14 protein-coding genes are annotated in these 19,722 nt (G+C 70.6%); 6 read left to right on the forward strand and 8 right to left on the reverse strand.

All coding sequences use genetic code 11. From position 1 onward, the window contains the following. Positions 1-101: 101 nt before the first annotated feature. The 4 genes from araA to ABT352_RS10730 all read right to left on the reverse strand — a co-directional run bounded on the left by araA (position 102) and on the right by ABT352_RS10730 (position 5,236). Complete coding sequence (gene araA / locus ABT352_RS10715) at positions 102-1,598, reverse strand: L-arabinose isomerase (protein WP_350944264.1); 1,497 nt, start codon at positions 1,596-1,598, stop codon at positions 102-104. Then, positions 1,595-2,263 (reverse strand): L-ribulose-5-phosphate 4-epimerase, encoded by a 669-nt coding sequence (locus ABT352_RS10720; RefSeq protein WP_350944266.1) that lies wholly within the window; start codon positions 2,261-2,263, stop codon positions 1,595-1,597. Before ABT352_RS10720 ends, araA begins: the two co-directional genes overlap by 4 nt. 109 nt (positions 2,264-2,372) lie before the next feature. After that, a complete protein-coding gene (gene araB / locus ABT352_RS10725) occupies positions 2,373-4,076 on the reverse strand; it encodes a ribulokinase (RefSeq protein ID WP_350944268.1) in 1,704 nt (567 codons plus the stop codon). Between the two features lie 170 nt (positions 4,077-4,246). Then, positions 4,247-5,236: a LacI family DNA-binding transcriptional regulator gene (locus ABT352_RS10730; protein ID WP_350944824.1), complete on the reverse strand. Its 990-nt coding sequence runs from the start codon at positions 5,234-5,236 to the stop codon at positions 4,247-4,249. Between the two features lie 688 nt (positions 5,237-5,924). Between ABT352_RS10730 and chvE the strand changes: the two genes are divergently transcribed. The 4 genes from chvE to ABT352_RS10750 all read left to right on the forward strand — a co-directional run bounded on the left by chvE (position 5,925) and on the right by ABT352_RS10750 (position 11,189). Further along, positions 5,925-7,067: a multiple monosaccharide ABC transporter substrate-binding protein gene (chvE, locus tag ABT352_RS10735; RefSeq protein ID WP_350944270.1), complete on the forward strand. Its 1,143-nt coding sequence runs from the start codon at positions 5,925-5,927 to the stop codon at positions 7,065-7,067. A gap of 100 nt (positions 7,068-7,167) precedes the next feature. Continuing rightward, a complete protein-coding gene (gene mmsA / locus ABT352_RS10740; protein WP_350944271.1) occupies positions 7,168-8,697 on the forward strand; it encodes a multiple monosaccharide ABC transporter ATP-binding protein in 1,530 nt (509 codons plus the stop codon). A gap of 8 nt (positions 8,698-8,705) precedes the next feature. Continuing rightward, positions 8,706-9,989 carry a multiple monosaccharide ABC transporter permease gene (gene mmsB, locus ABT352_RS10745; RefSeq protein WP_350944273.1) on the forward strand — a complete coding sequence of 428 codons (1,284 nt, stop codon included), beginning with the start codon at positions 8,706-8,708 and terminating at the stop codon, positions 9,987-9,989. A gap of 144 nt (positions 9,990-10,133) precedes the next feature. Then, positions 10,134-11,189, forward strand: coding sequence for a TerC family protein (locus ABT352_RS10750; protein WP_350944274.1), 1,056 nt, complete (start codon positions 10,134-10,136; stop codon positions 11,187-11,189). 88 nt (positions 11,190-11,277) lie between these two features. Here the strand turns inward: ABT352_RS10750 and ABT352_RS10755 are convergent, their stop codons facing one another. The 4 genes from ABT352_RS10755 to ABT352_RS10770 form a co-directional block, all read right to left on the reverse strand. After that, a complete protein-coding gene (locus tag ABT352_RS10755) occupies positions 11,278-12,006 on the reverse strand; it encodes a maleylpyruvate isomerase family mycothiol-dependent enzyme (RefSeq protein ID WP_350944276.1) in 729 nt (242 codons plus the stop codon). A gap of 224 nt (positions 12,007-12,230) precedes the next feature. Beyond that, the gene (locus ABT352_RS10760; protein ID WP_350944278.1) at positions 12,231-13,865 is read right to left on the reverse strand and encodes a serine/threonine-protein kinase; all 1,635 of its coding nucleotides are present in this window, start codon (positions 13,863-13,865) and stop codon (positions 12,231-12,233) included. A gap of 324 nt (positions 13,866-14,189) precedes the next feature. Beyond that, entirely contained in the window at positions 14,190-14,759 is a 570-nt protein-coding gene (locus ABT352_RS10765; protein WP_350944279.1) for a dihydrofolate reductase family protein, read from the reverse strand. 73 nt (positions 14,760-14,832) lie between these two features. Continuing rightward, positions 14,833-15,420, reverse strand: a complete 588-nt coding sequence (locus ABT352_RS10770) for an NADPH-dependent FMN reductase (RefSeq protein WP_350944280.1) — start codon at positions 15,418-15,420, stop codon at positions 14,833-14,835. Between the two features lie 162 nt (positions 15,421-15,582). On the opposite strand from ABT352_RS10770, the gene ABT352_RS10775 reads away from it, so the two are divergent. Both ABT352_RS10775 and ABT352_RS10780 read left to right on the forward strand, forming a co-directional pair. Then, complete coding sequence (locus tag ABT352_RS10775) at positions 15,583-18,876, forward strand: AfsR/SARP family transcriptional regulator (RefSeq protein ID WP_350944281.1); 3,294 nt, start codon at positions 15,583-15,585, stop codon at positions 18,874-18,876. Between the two features lie 68 nt (positions 18,877-18,944). Continuing rightward, complete coding sequence (locus tag ABT352_RS10780) at positions 18,945-19,694, forward strand: TetR/AcrR family transcriptional regulator (protein WP_350944283.1); 750 nt, start codon at positions 18,945-18,947, stop codon at positions 19,692-19,694. Positions 19,695-19,722: the final 28 nt, after the last annotated feature.

Raw genomic sequence — 19,722 nt, forward strand, 5'->3', positions numbered from 1 at the left:
ACCGAAGCGCAGCCCGCGCTTCGGTGACACCGTGACGGACCTTCCGGGCGGTAACGCCCGGATTGCTGATATCCGACTATGGAATCAGTAACGGTTCCGGATCAGAAACCGCGCGCCAGGTGGTAGTACGCCTGGTTCCAGCGGATCTCCTTGGCGAACTGGCGGGCGGTGGTGTCGGCGTCGATGACCAGCAACTCGACGCCGAGCATGTCGGAGAGGTCGGTGAGCTCCTCGGTGGTCAGGGCGGACGACAGCACGGTGTGGTGCGGGCCTCCCGCGGTGAGCCACGCCTCGGCCGAGGTGCTCAGGTTCGGGCGGGGCTTCCACACCGCGCGGGCGACGGGCAGGCTGGGCAGCGGCTCGACGGGGTTGACCACGTCGATCTCGTTCGCCACCAGCCTGAACCGGTCCCCCATGTCGGACAGGCCGATCACCACGGCGGGTCCGGGTTCCGCGTCGAAGACCAGCCGGACCGGGTCCTCGCGCCCGCCGATGCTCAGCGGGTGGATCTCGCACGAGGGCACGCCCGCGGCGATCGTCGGGCAGACCTCCAGCATGTGCGCGCCCAGGATCACCTCCTGGCCGGGGGTGAGATGGTAGGTGTAGTCCTCCATGAAGGAGGTGCCGCCCTCAAGGCCGGCCGACATCACCTTCAGGGTGCGCACCAGCACCGAGGTCTTCCAGTCGCCCTCGCCGCCGAAGCCGTAGCCGTCGGCCATCAGCCGCTGCACGGCGAGCCCCGGCAGCTGCCGCAGCCCGCCGAGGTCCTCGAAGTTGGTGGTGAACGCGCCGAAGCCCCCCTCGGTGAGGAAGTGACGCAGTCCCAGCTCGATGCGGGCGGCGTAGCGCAGCGAGTCGTTGCGCTCGCCTCCGGCGCGCAGCTCGGGGGCGACCTTGTAGGTGTCCTCGTACTCGGTGACCAGGGTGTCCACGTCGGAGTCCGCCGCGGCGTCGACGGCGGCGACCAGGTCGTTGACGCCGTAGGTGTTGACCGAGACGCCGAAACGCAGCTGCGCCTCCACCTTGTCACCCTCGGTGACCGCCACGTCGCGCATGTTGTCGCCGAAGCGGGCCAGCCGCAGCGAGCTCAGCTCCGCGCGTCCGGCCGCGGCCCGCGCCCACGCGCCGATGCGCGCCGCCACCGCCGGGTCGCTCACGTGTCCGGCGACGGTCTTGCGCGCCACGCCCAGCCGGGCCTGGATGTAGCCGAACTCGCGGTCGCCGTGCGCGGCCTGGTTGAGGTTCATGAAGTCCATGTCGATGGAACTCCACGGCAGCGCCATGTTGGCCTGGGTGTGCAGGTGCAGCAGCGGCGTGCGCAGCGCGTCCAGCCCGGCGATCCACATCTTGGCCGGGGAGAAGGTGTGCATCCAGGCGATCACCCCGACGCAGGCGTCCGAGGCGTTCGCCTCCAGGCAGACCCGGTGGATCGACGCGGCGTCGGTCAGCACCGGCTTCCACACCACCCGGAACGTCAGCGCGTCGTCGAGCCGCTCGGCGATGCTCCGGGACTGTTCCGCCACCTGGGCCAGCGTGTCCTCGCCGTACAGGCCCTGGCTTCCGGTGAGAAACCAGATCTCACGCTCGTGAAGGGTCACCGCGGACTCCTTTGCCCGTAGACGTTCTGGTAGCGGTCGTACAAACTGTCGATGTCTGCTGCCGCGATCGGCAGCGGCTCGCCCAGCTGGCGGGCCACGTGCACGGTACGGGCGACGTCCTCGCACATCACCGCGGCCTTGACGGCCGCGCGGGCGTCCGCGCCGATGGTGAAGACGCCGTGGTTGCGCATCAGCACCGCCGGGGAGCGGTGGCCCTCCAGGGTGGCGACGATTCCCTTGCCGATGTCGTCCCCGCCGATCAGCGCGAACGGCCCGACCGGGATCTCCCCGCCGAACTCGTCCGCCATCGCCGTCAGCACGCACGGGATGGACTCACCCCGCGCCGCCCAGGCGGAGGCGTACGTGGAGTGGGTGTGCACCACCCCGCCCACCCGCGGCATCGCCCGGTAGACGTACGCGTGCGCGGCGGTGTCGCTGGACGGCGACAGCTCGCCCTCGACCAGCTCGCCGTCCAGGTCGCACACCACGATCGACTCGGGGGTGAGTGCGTCGTAGGTCACCCCCGACGGCTTGATGACGAACAGGTTCTCGCCGGGGACCCGGCCCGAGACGTTGCCCGCGGTCCAGGCGACCAGGTTGTAGCGGACCAGCTCCTGGTGGAGCGCCGCCACCGTCTCCCGCAGCTTCCTGACGACGGCGCTCATCGGGCCACCGCCGTTTCGCACGTGGCCGGGTACCCGGCCGCCCGCGGGGCCGGACGTCCGGCCGCGCACGGGGGCGGAGACTGCCCGATCGGTTGTTCCTCGCGCCCGGTCACGCGTCCTCCTCGTTCGTCGACGTGTTCTTCTCGTTCTCGCCGGCCGGTGTGCTCGCCTCGTAGCGCAGGGCCCGCAGGCCGTGCAGCATCTTCCCGTCGGCGAAGTGGTCGTGCAGGCGGCGGTACTCGGCGTACAGACGGTCGTAGGCGTCCGCGCGACCGGCGTCGGGGATGTAGGCCGCCTCGGCGCGGCTGCCCATCACGGCCGAGGCGGAGGTGATGTCGGGGTAGGCCCCGGCGGCGACCGCCGCGTGGATGGCGGACCCCAGGGCGCAGCCCTGCTCGGAGCCGATCAGCGAGATCGGGCGGCGCAGCACGTCGGCGTAGACCTGCATCAGGAAGCGGTTCTTGATCAGGCCCCCCGCGGCGACGAACTCGGTCACCGGCACCCCGGAGCTCTCGAAGGTCTCCACGATCGTGCGGGCGCCGAACGCGGTGGCCTCGATCAGCGCCCGGTAGGTGTCCTCGGGTTTCGTGGCGAGCGTCTGGCCCACCACCACGGCGGAGAGGTTGTGGTCGACCAGCACCGAGCGGTTGCCGTTGTGCCAGTCGAGCGCCACCAGGCCGTGCTGTCCCACCCGCTGCGCCGCGGCCAGCTCGGTGAGGAGGTCGTGCACGCTGAGGCCGCGCTGTTCCGCCTCACGCTCGTAGGATCCGGGCACCGAGGTCTCGACGAACCACCCGAAGATGTCGCCGACACCCGACTGGCCCGCCTCGTACCCCCATAGTCCGGGCACGATGCCGTCGCGGACCACTCCGCACATGCCCGGCACCTCGGCGAGCGCGTCGGAGGACATGACGTGGCAGGTGGAGGTGCCCATGATGGCCACCATCTGGCCGGGCCGCACGGCGTCGGCTGCGGCGGCCGTGACGTGCGCGTCGACGTTGCCGATCGAGATCGCGATGCCCTCGGGCAGCTTCGTCCACCCGGCGGCGCGGGCGTCCAGCCGTCCGGCGAGACCCCCGAGGGGGGCCGGGTTCCGGCCGAGCTTGGCGGTGAAACCGGTGAAGCCGGGGTTGAGCTCGGCGAGGAACTCCTCGGACGGGTAGGCCCCGTCCTGGTAGACGGCCTTGTACCCGGCGGTGCACACGTTGCGCGTCTCCACGCCGGTGAGCTGCCAGACGATCCAGTCGGCGGCCTCGATCCAGCGCTCCGTCCGGTCGTAGATCTCCGGGTCCTCCTCCAGCACCTGCAGACCCTTGGCGAACGCCCACTCCGAGGAGATCTTCCCGCCGTAGCGGGGCAGCCACGTCTCTCCCCTGCGGGCGGCGACGGCGTTGATCCGGTCGGCGTGCGACTGCGCCGAGTGGTGCTTCCACAGCTTCGGCCACGCGTGGGGGCGGGAGGCGAACCCGTCGATCTCGCACAGCGGGGTGCCCTCGGCGGTGGCGGGAAGTATGGTGCAGGCCGTGAAGTCGGTCCCGAGGCCGATGACCTGCGACGGGGCGATCCCGGCCGCCGCCACCGCCTTGGGCACCGCCTGGCGGAGCACCTCCCGCCAGTCCTCAGGGGACTGCAGCGCCCAGTCGGGGCCCAGGCGTACGGCGGTGTCCGGCAGCCGCTCCTCGATCACCCGGTGGGCGTACTCGTGCACGGCGGTGCCCATCTCGGCGCCGTCGCCCACCCGTACCACCACGGCGCGGCCCGACAGTGTGCCGAAGTCGACACCGACCACGTAACGGTCGTTGTTAGCGTTCACATTCTCTCCAGGACATCAGGACGGCGGGACCTCGCTCGGGGGGGTTCTCAGGTACGGGTGGCCGTGCCGGATCCACGGGGCTCAGGCGTGGCGGGGCGGGCCGGGGCGTCGCGGATCCGGGCGCGGAACCACGCCCGGGTGCGGCCACCGGTGCGAAACGATACGCGGTCCTAGGCGCGGAACGGCGCGGTGCTGGTCCTCGCCACGAACCGTGGCGGGACGACATGTCGCTCTTGGGACCATTCCGCTCCCGCCTCCATCTGCCTGAGCAGGACCTCGATGCTGTATTTACCGACCGCCCCGAAGTCCTGCCTGATCGTGGTGAGCGGCGGAGTGAAGAACTCCGACTCGGGGATGTCGTCGAACCCCACGACGCTGATCTGCTCGGGGACTCGCACGCCCAGCTCGGCGAAGGCCCGCAGCATCCCGAGCGCCATCTGGTCGTTGGCGACGAACACGGCGGTGACGCCGGGTGTCCCCGCCAGGCGCAGCCCGGCCTCGTAGCCGGAGCGCGGGCTCCAGTCTCCGGACAGCAACTCGGGGGCCGTGCGGCCCGCGGCGCTCAGCACCTCGCGCCAGCCCTCGATCCGCCCGTCGGCCTCCAGCCAGTCCGAGGGGCCGGCGATGTGCCACACGGTCTCGTGGCCGAGGTCGAGCAGGTGCCGGGTGGCCAGGCGGGCGCCCTCGATCTGGTCGACGCTCACCACCGACACGTCGCCGGTGTGGCTGCCCTCGACGGCCACGACGGGGATGTCGGTGGGGGCACCGGCCAGCGCGGGGGCGGCCGAGCGCTGGGGCGCGACCACCACGATGCCGTCGACGGCCTGCTCGGCCAGATAGCCGAGCGCGTCGCGCACACCCGCGGTGTCGATGGTCTTGAGGCTGACCATGCTGACGAAGTAACCTGCCGCCCTGGCCGCCTGTTCGATGCCGTAGACCGTGCTCGCGGGCCCGTAGAGGGTCGTGTCGAAACTGACCACGCCCAGGGTGCGCGTGTGCCTGGTGACCAGGGCTCGGGCGACCATGTTGCGCCGGTAGCCGAGCTCACGGATCGCCGCCAAGACCCGCTCGCGGGTCTCGGCGCGGACGTTGGGGTGGTCGTTGAGCACGCGCGAGACCGTCTGGTGCGACACACCGGCCCTCGTGGCGACGTCCGCCATCACGGGCGGACGGCGTTCGAGGCTCGGACTCACTTGGTCGGCTCCTTCATGGTGGCTTGGGACAGACTGTGAGCGCTAACAACACCCCGCGTCAAGCACCCGTGAGATTACATTCTGATTACTCGGAGATCATCCGTTAACACCTACTTGACGTTGCCGTCATGACGCCCTTAACTGGCGCATACCTTGTTGTTAACGCTCACATCTCCTGCGAGAAGGACTCCATGACGCGAGGACTCCTGACCGCCCGGGGGTTGACAGTCGGCCGACCCGGGCATTTGATTGCTCGTCACACAGCCGAAGGGACCATCCGGTGGCCTCATGCCGCGGATGTGAGCGCTCACAACAGCGCTTACGCCGGTACCTACGGCAGTGCTTACGACGGTGCTCATCACAACGCTTACCACGATGCTCATGACGGTGTCCGCGGCGACGCCCACGGACACGTTCAAGGACACTCTCACCGACGCCGGAGCGGGCCGGTTCCCGACCGGCTCCGGTGTCGCCGTGGACCCGATTCGGACACAACACGCCCCGGCGGCACGCCGGAATCCGGGGCGTGCCGCCACGGCACCCGCTACTCCCGGGACGCACCGCGCCTCGCTGTGCCCCATCGGCCAAATCGGCCCAACCGTGTCCCCGGCTCACCCCGGACCGTAGGCACGGAACCCCACCCTGGAGGTAATCGATGAAGTTCGGGAAGCTGGCCACCGCCGCGGTGAGCCTGGCTCTCGCCATGGGAGTGACGGCCTGTGGCTCCAGCGTCAAGACCGTCGACGAGGGCGCGGGCGCGTCGGGGGCGGCCTCCGCGGCGCCCGCCGAGACCCTCGTCGGCGTCACCATGCCCACCAAGTCCTCCGAGCGCTGGATCCACGACGGCGACAACGTCAAGGGCGCCCTGGAGAAGCTGGGCTACAAGGTCGACCTGCAGTACGCGGAGAACGACATTCCCACCCAGGTCAACCAGATCGAGAACCAGATCACCAAGGGCGCCAAGCTGCTGATCATCGCCTCGATCGACGGCACCGCCATCACCACGCAGCTCCAGCAGGCCGCCGACAAGAAGATCCCGGTCATCGCCTACGACCGGCTCATCCGCAACTCGCCGAACGTCGACTACTACGCCACCTTCGACAACTACAAGGTGGGCGTGCAGCAGGCGACCTCGCTGCTGGTCGGCCTGAAGCTGCAGAAGGAGGACGGTTCCGAGGGCGACGCCAAGGGCCCGTTCAACATCGAGATCTTCGCCGGCTCCCCCGACGACAACAACGCCACCTTCTTCTACAACGGCGCGATGGACACCCTGAAGCCGTACATCGACAAGGGCACCCTCGTTGTCAAGAGCAAGGAGACCGACTTCAAGACCGTCGCGATCCTGCGCTGGGACCCGGCCACCGCGCAGAAGCGCATGGAGGACCTGATCACCAAGGCCTACTCCGGCGACACCAAGGTCCAGGGCGTGCTCTCCCCGTACGACGGCCTGTCCATCGGCATCCTGTCGGCGCTCAAGAGCAGCGGCTACGGCACCTCCGGCCAGCCCTACCCGATCGTGACCGGCCAGGACGCCGAGGTCGCCTCGGTGAAGTCGATCATCGGGGACGAGCAGTACGCGACGATCTACAAGGACACCCGTAAGCTCGCCGCGGTGACCGTCGAGATGGCCGACGCCGTGCTCAAGGGCGGCAAGCCCGAGGTCAACAACACCGAGGACTACGACAACGGCAACAAGGTCGTCCCGTCGAACCTGCTCGAGCCGGTGATCGTCTACAAGGACAACTACAAGCAGGTCCTCGTCGACTCCGGCTACTACACCGAGGACCAGCTCAAGTAAGCGGTGCCGGTGTCATGACGGACGGCACCCGGCCGGCGGCGCTCCACCCGCCGCCGGCCGGGCGTACACGGAGCGGGAAGGCAGTACGGAGGCGGACGGCATGACCGACGACATACTTCGGATGCGGGGGATCACCAAGACGTTCCCGGGCGTCAAAGCCCTGCAGGACGTCAACCTGGTGGTACGCAGAGGCGAGATACACGCGATCTGCGGGGAGAACGGCGCCGGCAAGTCGACGCTGATGAAGGTCCTGTCCGGCGTGTACCCGCACGGCTCGTACGAGGGCGAGATCCTCTTCGACGGCGAGCCGTGCCGCTTCTCCGACATCAGGGACAGCGAGAAGCGCGGCATCGTGATCATTCACCAGGAGCTCGCGCTCAGCCCCTACCTCTCGATCGCCGAGAACATCTTCCTCGGCAACGAGCGGACCACCCGCGGCCTGATCGACTGGAACCGGACGAACGCCGAGGCCGCCGAGCTGCTGGAGCGGGTCGGGCTGCGGGAGAACCCGGTGACGCTCTCGATGGACATCGGCGTCGGCAAGCAGCAGCTGGTGGAGATCGCCAAGGCGCTGTCCAAGCGGGTCAGGCTGCTCATCCTCGACGAGCCGACCGCCTCGCTCAACGACGAGGACTCCGCGCACCTGCTCGACCTGCTGCGCGGGCTGCGCGACGAGGGCATCACCTCGGTGATCATCTCGCACAAGCTGAACGAGATCCAGGCGATCGCCGACTCGACCACGATCCTGCGCGACGGCCGGACGATCGAGACCCTGGACATGAAGAACGACCGGGTCACCGAGGACCGCATCATCTCGGGCATGGTCGGCCGCGACCTGGAGCACCGCTTCCCGCCGCACGAGCCGAAGATCGGCGAGGAGGCGCTGCGGATCGAGGACTGGACGGTTCACAGCCCCAGCCAGCACGGCCGCGTCGTCGTCTCCGGCGCGAGCCTCACGCTGCGCCGCGGCGAGATCGTCGGCCTCGCCGGGCTGATGGGCGCCGGGCGCACCGAGCTCGCGATGAGCGTGTTCGGCCGCAGCTACGGGGTCGACATCTCCGGCCGCGTCTACAAGAACGGGCGGGAGATCCAGCTCCGCACGGTCGGCGAGGCGATCGGCCACGGGCTCGCGTACGCCACCGAGGACCGCAAGCGGTACGGGCTCAACCTGATCGAGGACATCAAGCGGAACGTCTCGGCCGCGGCGCTGGGGAAGCTGGCGAAACGCGGCTGGGTCGACGACAACAAGGAGTACCAGGTCGCCGACGGCTTCCGGGAGAGCATGAACATCAAGGCTCCCAGCGTGCTGTCGGTCACCGGCAAGCTCAGCGGCGGCAACCAGCAGAAGGTGGTGCTGTCGAAATGGATCTTCACCGACGCCGACGTGCTCATCCTCGACGAGCCCACCCGGGGCATCGACGTGGGTGCCAAGTACGAGATCTACTCGATCATCAACCAGCTCGCCGACCAGGGAAAGGCCATCCTGGTCATCTCCTCGGAGCTTCCCGAGCTGCTCGGCGTCTGCGACCGCATCTACGCCATGTCGGCCGGTCGCATCACCGGTGAGGTCTCGCGGGCGGAGGCCACCCCTGAGCGGCTCATGCAGTTCATGACCAAGGAAAAGGATTAGGGAGCACGATGAGCAGCGGCCAGGTCCCGGCGCACGGAGTCGCCGAACCCGCAGGAAAGACCGGAGCACCACCACCGGACGGCGACCTGTTGTCGGTGCCCGCGAAGGCACCCGGCAGCCGTTTCTCGATGAACCTGCGGCAGAGCGGCATCTACATCGCCTTCGCGCTGATCATCCTGCTGTTCTCCATCCTGACCGACGGTGAGCTGCTCAGCCCGCAGAACATCTCGAACATCATGGTGCAGAACTCCTACGTTCTCATCCTCGCGATCGGCATGATCCTGATCATCATCGCCGGGCACATCGATCTGTCCGTGGGCTCCGTGGTGGGGCTCACCGGCGCCATCGCGGCCGTGCTGATGGTCGACATGGACGTGGCGTGGCCGCTCGCGATCCTCATCACGCTGATCGCCGGCGCGCTGATCGGGGCCTGGCAGGGCTACTGGATCGCCTACTTCGGCATCCCGGCGTTCATCGTCACCCTCGCCGGAATGCTGATCTTCAGGGCGCTCACCCTCACCGTGCTCGGCAACCAGGGCATCGGCCCCTTCCCCGACGAGGTACGGACCCTCGCCAACGGCTTCGTGCCCGGCTTCTTCGGCAACATCGGCCTCGGCCCGCTCGGCGGCGCCGACCTGCTCACGCTGCTCGTCGGCCTGGCCGCGGTGGCCGGGATCGCCGGTACGCAGTGGCGTGCCCGCCAGGCGCGGCTGGGCTACCGGCAGAAGGTCGACGCGCTGCCCCTGTTCCTCCTGAAGATCGGCGCCGCCTCCGTGGTGGTGATGGTCGTGATCGTGCAGCTGGCCAGGTTCAAGAACCTGCCCTGGGTGCTGGTGCTCCTCGCGCTCCTCGTCCTGGGCTACACGCTCCTGACCAACCGCGCCGTCTTCGGCCGCCACATCTACGCCATCGGCGGCAACCTGAACGCGGCGAGCCTGTCGGGCATCAAGGTCAAGTCCGTCACCTTCTGGATCTTCGTCAACATGGGCGTGCTCGCCGCGCTCGCCGGCATCATCTTCGCCGGCCGCCTGAACCAGGCCGGCCCGACGGCGGGCAACGGCTTCGAGCTGGACGCCATCGCCGCCGCGTTCATCGGCGGGGCCGCCGTCCAGGGCGGCGTGGGCAAGGTCGTCGGCGCGCTCACCGGCGGTCTCATCATGGCCGTGATCAACAACGGCATGTCCCTCATCGGCGCGCCCAGCGAGCGGGTGATGCTCTTCAAGGGCCTGGTCCTGCTCGCCGCGGTCGCCCTCGACGTGTGGACCAAGCGCCGCGCGGGCGCGGGCCGCTGACCCCTCCCCCTCTCCCACCGAATACGCCCTCGGCCCGCCGGGACACCCCGGCGGGCCGAGGGCGTACTCGGCCGATGATCACCGGGTGTGGAGGTCCCCGCCCTGGGTAAGGCGAATGATCTCGACCGGTAAGAGGGGACAGCGATGGCGATCGACTCGTTGGGCATGTGGATCGCGGTCATCGCAGTGGTGGTGGCGCTGCTCACCCTCGACTTCGTGGTGGCGGCACGCCGGCCGCACGTCGTGGGCATGCGCGAGGCGGCCGCCTGGACGATCTTCTACATCGGCGTCGCCATCGCCTTCGGCCTGGTCCTGCTGTGGCTGGCCGGGGCGGGACTCGCGACGGAGTACTTCGCCGGATGGATCGTCGAGAAGAGCCTCTCCGTCGACAACCTCTTCGTCTTCGTCATCATCATGGCGCGGTTCTCGGTGCCCGAGGAACACCAGCAGAAGGTGCTGCTCTTCGGCATCGCCACCGCGCTGGTGCTGCGGGCCATCCTCATCGCGGTCGGCGCGGCGGCCATCTCCCTCTTCTCCTTCACGTTCCTCATCTTCGGCCTGCTCCTGATCTGGACGGCGATCCAGCTCGTACGGCACCGCAACCAGGACCCCGACGTCGAGAACAACCCGCTGATCCGCCACGCGGGCAAGGTGCTGCCGGTCAGCGACGACATGCACGGCGGCAGGCTCGTCGCCCGCGAGAACGGCAGGCGGGTGGTCACGCCGCTGTTCCTGGTCTTCCTCGCCATCGGAAGCACCGACCTGCTGTTCGCCCTCGACTCCATTCCCGCCGTCTTCGGCGTCACCCGGCATCCGCTCATCGTCTTCGCCGCCAACGCCTTCGCGCTGCTGGGGCTGCGTGCCCTGTACTTCCTGATCGAAGGGCTGCTGGAGCGCCTCGTCTACCTGTCGATCGGCCTCGCGGTCATCCTCGGCTTCATCGGCCTCAAGCTCATCCTGTCGTTCCTGCACGAGGACATCTCGAAGTCCTTCCCCGAGGTCCCGACCCCGGTCTCCCTCGGAGTGATCTTCCTGGTGCTGCTCGTCACCGTCGTCGCCAGCCTGCGCAGGGTGCGCGCGCACCCGGAGGAGCGCGCCCACGCGGGCACCCTGCACCGGATGCGCCGCAAGGACAGAACCGGCAAGGGCAGCAAGGACAGCAGGGGCGGCAAGGGCGGTGAGGACAGGACCGACGACTGAGGTCCCGGCCGCGGATCACCGGCCGGACGGACGGACGCGCAGAAAAGCGCCCGGAACCGAGGAGCGCCGGAAAGCACAGCGGAGAAGCTCAGGCCAGACAGCGCAGGGCGGCCCTGAGCCTGCGGTCGAGAGGATGGTCGACGGGGTGGCCGTCCGGCAGGCGCCCGACGGTCGCCGCCACGAACGCCGCGGGCGCCAGTTGCGCGCTCGCGTCGTAGGCGTGCACCCAGATCCCGTCGGCGGTCAGCTCGACCTCGACCTTCGCCCCCTGCTCCGCGAGCGCGAACGCGCCCACCCTCACCCGCCACCAGACCCGCTCGTCCTCCTCGCCCTCCGCCACGGGCGCGCCGACGTCATCGGCGTGGGTGGCGTACTCCGAGTCGTAGTGGAAGGTCTGCGACCCCACCGGGTACGGCCCCGCGAGGGTCGGCAGCAGGGCGTCACGGCCGAGTTCGCGCATCCGCTCGCGCGTCTCCCCGTTCTCGCGCCGCCACTCCTGGAGCACCTCCTCGACCGGAACGTCACGGCGGCGCTCCACGCACCAGGCGTTGAAGGCGTCGAAGCCGCCCTCCACACCCTCGCTCCCGAGCATCGCGGCGAACCCGTCGACGTCGTCGTCCAGACAGGCGTGGTTGTACAGCTCCTCCCCCGCCAGGTGCCCGAGCACGTCGCGCACCGACCAGCCCGGCAGCCGTGAGGGGCGTCGCCAGTCCTCCGCGTCGAGCCCGGAGAAGAAACGGTCGAGGCGACGGGCCTCGGTGTCGAATATGTCGAACGGGTTGAGATCCGCCAGCGGATCCTTCGATTCAGCGGTCATACCTCAGCGGTACCCGGAAACGACGAACATCCCCGTGCTCCCTGCACCTGCAGATATTCAAGATCGCGAGGTTTCGCCCGCGCCGGTCTTTCCCGTCGGCGAACCGTCGTCACGGCACCCGGCCGGACAGTGGCGCACCGGTCCGGCAGCCGGTAGCGCCGGAGACCGTCTCACCCGGACACGGGAAGGAGCGGCCGAGGCAGTCTCGACCACGTACCGGCGGCCTAGTCCTCGTTCTCGGGGTCGTCATCGTTCTCGTCGTCACTGTCGCCGCCGCGATGACGTGACCCCGGCTCCCGGCCCTCCTCCTGGAAGGCGAACCCGGATTTGCGCAGGAAGTCGTAGAGCGGTCCGTCGGAGGCGAGCCTGCCCTTCCTGCGCGCCTCGGACAGGTCCCGGCCGAACTTGCGCAGTTCGTCGCGCGCCTTACGCTCATCGCCCTTCCACAGGGCCTCGCCCGCTTTGGTGACCCTCTTACGGATCTCGCGGGCCGTCCTGGGGTCGATCTTCCCCTGGAGCTCCTGTTCGGTGATCGCCCGGTGAAGGATCGGCAGCTGCACCTGCCATCCGGTCCCCGCCGGCGGTGACAGGACCGGATCCGGGGACGGCGCCGCCGCGCTCCGCGAGACGGACGGTGACGGTGTGGGGGTGGGTGACGGCGACGCGGGCGGCGTGGGCTGCTCGGGAGAGGGCGTCTCGGACGGCACTCCGGCCGTGCTCGCCTGCCCGGTCGGCTCCGACGGCGTCAGCGCCCAGACGGTCGCCGCCACCAGCACGGCCACCGCGCCCAGGGCGATCGCGAGGGTCCGCCCGGACAGCCGCCCCCGCGTGAGCGCGGAGATGCCGCCGGGCACGGGCACCGGCCCGGAGACCGGCGGCCCCGGCGTGACCTTCGTCGGCGCGGGTGCCTGCATCGGTGCCTGTGCCGGTATCGGTGTCCCGATGTCGTGCGTGGCCGTCGGTGCCGTCGGTGCCGTCGGTGCCGCGGGGACCGGGGAGACCGGGGAGACGCTGTCGCGGGCGGCTGACGTGTGGTGGGCCGTCGCGGTGACCTGGCGGATCACCTCTCCCCCGGTCGGCCGCGCGGCGGGATCCTTCTCCAGCAGGGCCATGACCAGCCCCTCAAGCTCCGGCGGGACATCGGGCCGGTAGCGCCTGAGCGGATCCGGCCGGTCGCGGACGTGCTGGGAGATCACCTCCGCGTCGGGGCCGACGAACGGGGGCCGTCCGCACAGCAGCTCGTAACAGACGCAGCCGAGCGCGTACAGGTCGGAGGCCGTGTTCCCCGGCGTGCCGAGGATCTGCTCGGGAGACAGGTAGGCGGCCGTGCCGATGACGCTTCCCGCCGAGGTCAGCCGCATCGCGGCCTCGCTCGCGACCCTGGCGGTGCCGAAGTCGACGACCTTGAGCACGCCCCCCGTGCCCAGGTGCAGGTTCGCGGGTTTGACGTCGCGGTGCACGACCCCGGCCCGGTGCGCGGCGTCCAGCCCGAGCGCGGCCTGCCTGACCAGGTGGCACGTCTCGGACACGCTCAGCGGTCCCCGCTCGGCCAGCTCGGCGGCGAGATCCCGGCCGGTCAGCGACTCCATCACCAGGTACGGCCGACCCTCGTGCTCGCCCATGTCGAGCACCGTCACCACGTTGGGATGGACGACGCGCGCGGCGGTCCTCGCCTCCCCGGCGAACCTCTCACGCACCGCGGCGTCGGCGACCTGCGGCGACAGGATTTTGATCGCCACCGCCCAGCCGGGGCGCAGGTCGTACCCGCGCCAGACCTCGCCCGTGCCGCCACGGCCGATCAGCTCGTCCAGCCGGTACCGCCCGGCGAGCACGGCCCCCGCCCCCTCCTGAACGCTCACGATCCTCGCCATCGATTCCGAGCCCGACAATTGGCACCCAACTATATGAGGGGACTTCTCCGACTTATGGATCTACGCCCCAAGTGCTGCGACGAACCGAGGCTTCTCGTCCCGTCGAATCCCGTCGGCTCGTGGGCGATCCCGGCCTGCGGCGCCCTCCCCCGGAGAAGGGTCTCCGCTGCTCGGCGGCGGCGCGGGACGGGGCCCGTGGCCGGCCTCCGGTGACTCGGGCGGCACCGGAAACGAACCGGAGAACGCGGGAAAACCCGGAAGTCCCGGAGACGGCGTGCGCCTCCGGGACTCCTGGACTCCGGCCCGTGTCGCTCAGCCCGCGTTCGCCGGGCCTTCCGCCGCGTTCACCGGGCGGTAGGCGAGGGCGACAAGACCGGTGTCGAACGTCGTGCTGTCGACGAGTTCCAGGGTCGCCGTGACGTCCTCCCCCCGGAACAGCCGCTGCCCCTTGCCGAGGATGACCGGCGAGACCAGGAGCCGGTACTCGTCGAGCAGGCCGTTCTCCATGAGCGCGTCGGTGAGCCGGCCACAGCCCCAGATCATGATGTTCCCGCCGGGCCGCTTCTTCAGTTCGGTCACCGTGGGGACGAGGTCGTCGCCGTGGACGATGGTCGAGTTCGCCCACTCGGCCTTCTCCAGGGTCGAGGAGACCACGTACTTCTCGGTGCCGTTCACGTGGTCGGCGTAGGGGTTGCTCATACCGGGCCATGCCTGGGCCATGCCCACGTAGGTGACCCGCCCCAGCAGCAGGGTGTCGCAGCCGAGCGTGAGGTTCAGGGCGTACGCCATCGACTCCTCGTTCGAGTACGGCATGGACCACAGGTGGGGGTTGTCGATGTAGCCGTCGACCGTGGTGTGGGTCATGGCAATGATCTTCCGCATGATTCTCTCCGTGTCGTTCGCGCCGGATGAAGCCCGTTGGAGCCGGGCTGGACGAGGTCGGATGTGAGGACGGTCAGGGGACGTACGGGCTCCTGGCTCGGGCGTCGCGCAGGGCGCGGGCCCACCAGGTCAGCCGGTCGAGCGTGCTCTTCGCCGCGCTGTTGCACTCCGAGCCGGCCTTCGGCCAGGTGCCGTCGGTCGCGAAGAGGTCCCAGTAGCGGGGAAGGATGACGGCGTCGCGGATGGCGACGGCGTGCAGTTCGGTGAAGACCTGACGGAGCTGGTCGACCGCGTGCAGGCCACCGGAGTCCCTGCCGTAGGCGACGAAGGCGACGGGCTTGGCCTGCCACTCCTCGTAGTACCAGTCGATCGCGGTCTTCAGCGGAGCGGGGAAGCTCCGGTTGTACTCGGGGGTGACCACGACGAAGGCGTCGGCGGCGGCGAGCCTCGGCGCCAGAGCGGCCACCTCCACGGGTGCGGGCTCCTCCTGGTCGGTGAGGGTCTGCGGCAGACCGGTCTCGGCCAGGTCGATCAGGTCGACGTCCAGGTCTCCGCGCCTGCGGGCCCGGGAGGTGAACCAGTCCGCCACGGTGGGCCCGAACCGGCCGTCGCGGGTGCTTCCGACGATGACCGCCAGTCGCAGCCTGCCCTCCTCCGGCATCTCCGTACCTCCCTCGTGTCCCGCTCCGTTCGATGTGCCCTCAGCATCTCCGACCCCCTTTACGGAAAAGCTCCCGTCGCTTTACGGCCGACCCGGGGAGCACGGGAATCCGCCGTAGGACGAGTGGTGAAGCGATGAGTGCCCGGGGTTATCGTGGCCTTCATGCGTTTCGGGGTTCTTGGGCCGCTCGCCGTGTGGACGACCGCCGGTGAGCCGGTGGCGATCCCCGGGCTGAAGGTCCGGACCCTGCTCGCCGACCTCCTCGCGCACGAGGGACGCCCGGTGCCCGCCGACCGGCTGGTCGACGACCTGTGGGGCGACGATCCGCCGGGCAACCCGACCGGCGCCCTCTCGGCCAAGGTCTCGCAGCTGCGCAGGGTGCTGGAGGACGCCGAACCCGGCTGCCGGGACCTGGTCGTCCGTCATCCGGCGGGCTACGTGCTGAGGGCCGACACCGACGTGGCCGACTTCCTGCGCCTGCTCGACGAGGCGGCCCTCGCGGGGGATCCACGGGTCAGGGCGGCGCTGCTGGCCGACGCGCTGGCGTCGTGGCGCGGCCCCGCGTTCGCCGACTTCGGCGACGAGCCGTTCGCGCGCCCCGCGATCACGCGGCTGCTGGAACGGTGGCTCACCGCGCAGGAGGAGCACGCGGAGACACGGCTGGAGCTGGGCGAGCACGTCCGGCTCGCGGGAGAGCTCGGCGACCTGCTCGCCGCCCACCCCTTCAGGGAGCGGCTGCGCGCCGCGCACATGCGTGCCCTGTACCGCTCGGGACGGCAGAGCGAGGCGCTGGACAGCTACGAGGAGCTGCGCGTCCTGCTCGCCGACGAGCTGGGCCTGGATCCGGGTGCCGACCTGGTCACCCTGCACCGGGCCGTCCTCACCCAGGACCCGGCGCTCGCCGCGTCCGCCCCTCTCCCCGACAGGCCTGGCACCAATCTCCCCGCGCCGCTCACCGACCTGATCGGCAGAGAGGAGGCCGTCGCCGAGATCCGCACCCTGCTGGAGACGGAACGGCTGGTGACGCTCACCGGTCCCGGCGGCGTGGGCAAGACGCGCCTCGCGATCGAGACCGCCAGACATCTGACCGCCCCGGGTCCTTCCGGCACCGTCGCTCCCGGCCTCGTACGTGACGGGGTGTGGCTGGTCGAACTCGCCGCGCTCGACCGTCCCGGCGACGAGGACGCGGTCCACCGGCTGGCTGAGACGATCATGACGGTGCTGGACGTCCAGGACGCCGCGGGTGGCGCGGGGCCGGTGACCGCCGCCGACCGGCTCACCGAGGCGCTGCGCCCCCGGAGGCTGCTGCTGGTGCTGGACAACTGCGAGCACGTCGTCGATCCGGTCGCCGAGCTGGCCGGATCGCTGCTGCGCGCCGCCCCCGGCCTGCGGATCCTCGCGACCAGCCAGGAGTCGCTCGCCCTGCCCGGCGAGGTGGTCTGGAGCGTCCCACCGCTGGAGGTGCCCGGCCGGGCCTTCGACGACATCCCCGAGCTGGAACGAACCGGGTCCGTGCGGCTGTTCGTGGCACGCGCGTCCGCCGCGGCCAGGGGGTTCACCCTCGACACGGACACCGCTCCGGCGGTCGCGGCGCTGTGCCGCAGGCTGGACGGCATCCCGCTCGCGCTTGAGCTGGCCGCGACGAGGGTCCCCGCCCTCGGCGTGCACGGTCTCGTCGCCCGCCTCGATGACCGGTTCAGGTTGCTGGCCACCGGGCATCGGGGCGTCCCACCGCGCCAGCAGACCCTGACGGCGATGATCGACTGGAGCTGGGAGCTGCTGACCGGAGCCGAGCGCGCCGTCCTGCGCCGCCTCGCCGTACACGCGGACGGCTGCGACCTGGAGGCCGCCGAGGCCGTCTGCGCGGATGACGACGTCCCCGCAGCGGACGTACTCGACCTGGTGGCACGGCTGGTGAACCGGTCGCTGGTGGTGATGGTGGACGGTGCCGACGGGCCGAGATACCGGCTGCTGGAGTCGGTGGCGGCGTACTGCGTCGAGCGCCTCCAGCGGGCCGGGGAGTACGAGCGGGTGCGGTTGCGGCACCTGCGCCACTACACCGACCTGGTCGAACGGGCCGAGCCGCGTCTCTACCGGGCGGACCAGCGGCACTGGCTGCGGCGTCTCGACTCCGACGCCGCGAACCTCCGCGCCGCGCTGAACGCGGCCGTCAGGAACGGCGACGCGGAGGGCGCGCTGCGCCTCGTCGGCGCGATGGGCTGGTACTGGTTCCTGCGCGGCCGGCTGACCGAGGCCCACCGATCCCTGGCGGCGGCGCTCGCCGTCCCCTGCGGATCCCCCGCCGCCTCGTTCGCCGCCCTCCGGGCCAAGGCTCTCACCTGGAAGGCCGTGATCGCGCTCCTCCGAGGTGACGTCGCCGCCGCCGACCGGGAGCGGCTTCGCGGGGCCGCCCTGGAGGCGTACGAGAAGGCGGACGATCCGGGCGGGCGTGCCAGGGCGTGGTGGATCCTCGCCTACGCGGGGGTCGACCTCGGTGACCTGTCCGCCGCCGCGGACCTTCTGGACCGGGCGCTCCCCGCCTTCGAGGCGCTCGGTGACCGCTGGGGAACGGCCGCCGCCCTCGCCCTGCGGGCCAAACTCGCCCACGTACGCGGTGACCTGGACGGGCTCGGACGCGACGGCGAGCACAGCGCGCGGATCTTCGGCGAGCTCGGGGAGCGCTGGGGGCAGCTGGAGTCCGGCGGCTGGCTCGGCGCGCTGGCCGAGATGACCGGCGACCTCGACCGGGCCGAACGGCTGCAGCGTGACGGCATGCGCCTCGCCGAGGAGCTCGGGCTGTGGACGGAGCTCGCCGGGCGGCTGGGCTGGCTGGGCTGGATCGCACTGCAGCGCGGCGACTACGCGCGGGCGGCGGAGTGGAGCGAGAGGTCGCTGCGGCTCACCCTGGAGCAGGGGCACCGGGCCGGGCAGACCTTCGCCCGGATGGGTCTCGCCTTCGCCGCGCGCAGGGACGGCCGCCTCGACGTCGCCGAGACCCACCTGCGCGACGTGCTGGACCACACCCCTCCCGACTCCGGGGAGCCGCCGCCCTACCTTCCGATGATCATGACCGAGCTCGGCTTCGTCGCCGAGGGGCGCGGCGACGCGGCGGCGGCCCTCGACATGCACCTGGTCGCCCTCGATCTGATGGCCAGGTTCGACGGGACCAGGGAGATGACGGTCGCCGTGTACGGCCTGGCCGGTGCGCTCGCCGTCGCCGGACTCCACGACCGGGCCGCCCGGCTCCTGGGCGCGGGCGCCGCGGCCCTCGCGTCCGGCCCCATGCCCCTCACCTCCGTGGAGAGCGGCGACGTCGACCGGATCACCGCGCGGGTCCGTGACGCGCTGGGTGAGGAGCGCTTCGCCGCGGAACGCGAACGCGGCACCGCGCTCACCCCCGAGCAGATCAGGTCCCTCGCCGTCATACCGGAAGGCGCCGTGTCCTCGCCGGCCTGAACCCCCGGGCGGCGAAATCAATCTCGCGATGGATTACGAAGACCGACGGTCCTGGCAGACTGTCCGGCATGAGGAAGAGCACGGAGAACGGGGAGAACAGGGGAGACGGGGGCGACGGAGAGCGGGGGGAAGACGTCTCCGCGCCCCGGCCGCGCCGCAGGGGGCGCCCGCCCAGGGACCGCTCGGCCCCCACCACGCGCGACCGCGTGCTCACCGAGGCGACCGCCCTCTTCGCCAGGCACGGGGCCGACGGCGTCTCCATGCGCGACATCGCCGCCCGGGTCGGGATCGACGTCTCCAGCGTGCACCACCACTTCCCTTCGAAGTCGTCCCTGTACGACGCCTGCTTCGCCCGCGTCTTCGAGCTGGAGCAGGCGACGCTCACGCCGCCGGTGCGCGCCTTCCTCGCCGCCGTGCGCTCGGAACGCGCGGGCGACGTCGTGGACGCGATACACGACCTGGTGGACGCGTTCGTCGACTTCCTCGACGACCACCCCCAGACCACGTTCCTGTGGCTGCGGCGGTGGCTGGACCCCACCCTCCACCTCTCCCTGGACGAGGCGTACTCGCTGCCGATCTACGGGGAGATCGAGCGCGCCCTGCTGGAGGCGGCCACCCGCGGTCTCGTCGTCGAGCCGACGCCGCACGTCACCGTGCGCAGCCTGGTCTGGGCGGCCCACGGCCACGTGACCGCCCTGAGCGCCCGCGGCGGCGACGCCGTGACCGCCGATCGCGAGAGGCGCGAGTTCCGCGCCTACGCCCACCGTTTCGTCGACCGGCTCTACGCACCCCCTGGCGCCGGCGGCTCAGACGGTTAATATTCCATCATCCGATGGAATATGGGAG

The organism is Streptosporangium sp. NPDC000563 (genome assembly GCF_040299985.1).
GTDB lineage: Bacteria > Actinomycetota > Actinomycetes > Streptosporangiales > Streptosporangiaceae > Streptosporangium.

What these genes read in the sequence shown, in the direction of transcription:
- mmsB (WP_350944273.1), top strand. Translation starts at nt 8,706, where the DNA reads ATGAGCAGCGGCCAGGTCCCGGCGCACGGAGTCGCCGAACCCGCAGGA.
- ABT352_RS10775 (WP_350944281.1), top strand. Translation starts at nt 15,583, where the DNA reads ATGCGTTTCGGGGTTCTTGGGCCGCTCGCCGTGTGGACGACCGCCGGT.
- ABT352_RS10750 (WP_350944274.1), top strand. Translation starts at nt 10,134, where the DNA reads ATGGCGATCGACTCGTTGGGCATGTGGATCGCGGTCATCGCAGTGGTG.
- ABT352_RS10720 (WP_350944266.1), bottom strand. Translation starts at nt 2,263, where the DNA reads ATGAGCGCCGTCGTCAGGAAGCTGCGGGAGACGGTGGCGGCGCTCCAC.
- chvE (WP_350944270.1), top strand. Translation starts at nt 5,925, where the DNA reads ATGAAGTTCGGGAAGCTGGCCACCGCCGCGGTGAGCCTGGCTCTCGCC.
- ABT352_RS10770 (WP_350944280.1), bottom strand. Translation starts at nt 15,420, where the DNA reads ATGCCGGAGGAGGGCAGGCTGCGACTGGCGGTCATCGTCGGAAGCACC.
- ABT352_RS10730 (WP_350944824.1), bottom strand. Translation starts at nt 5,236, where the DNA reads ATGGCGGACGTCGCCACGAGGGCCGGTGTGTCGCACCAGACGGTCTCG.
- ABT352_RS10755 (WP_350944276.1), bottom strand. Translation starts at nt 12,006, where the DNA reads ATGACCGCTGAATCGAAGGATCCGCTGGCGGATCTCAACCCGTTCGAC.
- mmsA (WP_350944271.1), top strand. Translation starts at nt 7,168, where the DNA reads ATGACCGACGACATACTTCGGATGCGGGGGATCACCAAGACGTTCCCG.
- ABT352_RS10780 (WP_350944283.1), top strand. Translation starts at nt 18,945, where the DNA reads ATGAGGAAGAGCACGGAGAACGGGGAGAACAGGGGAGACGGGGGCGAC.
- ABT352_RS10765 (WP_350944279.1), bottom strand. Translation starts at nt 14,759, where the DNA reads ATGCGGAAGATCATTGCCATGACCCACACCACGGTCGACGGCTACATC.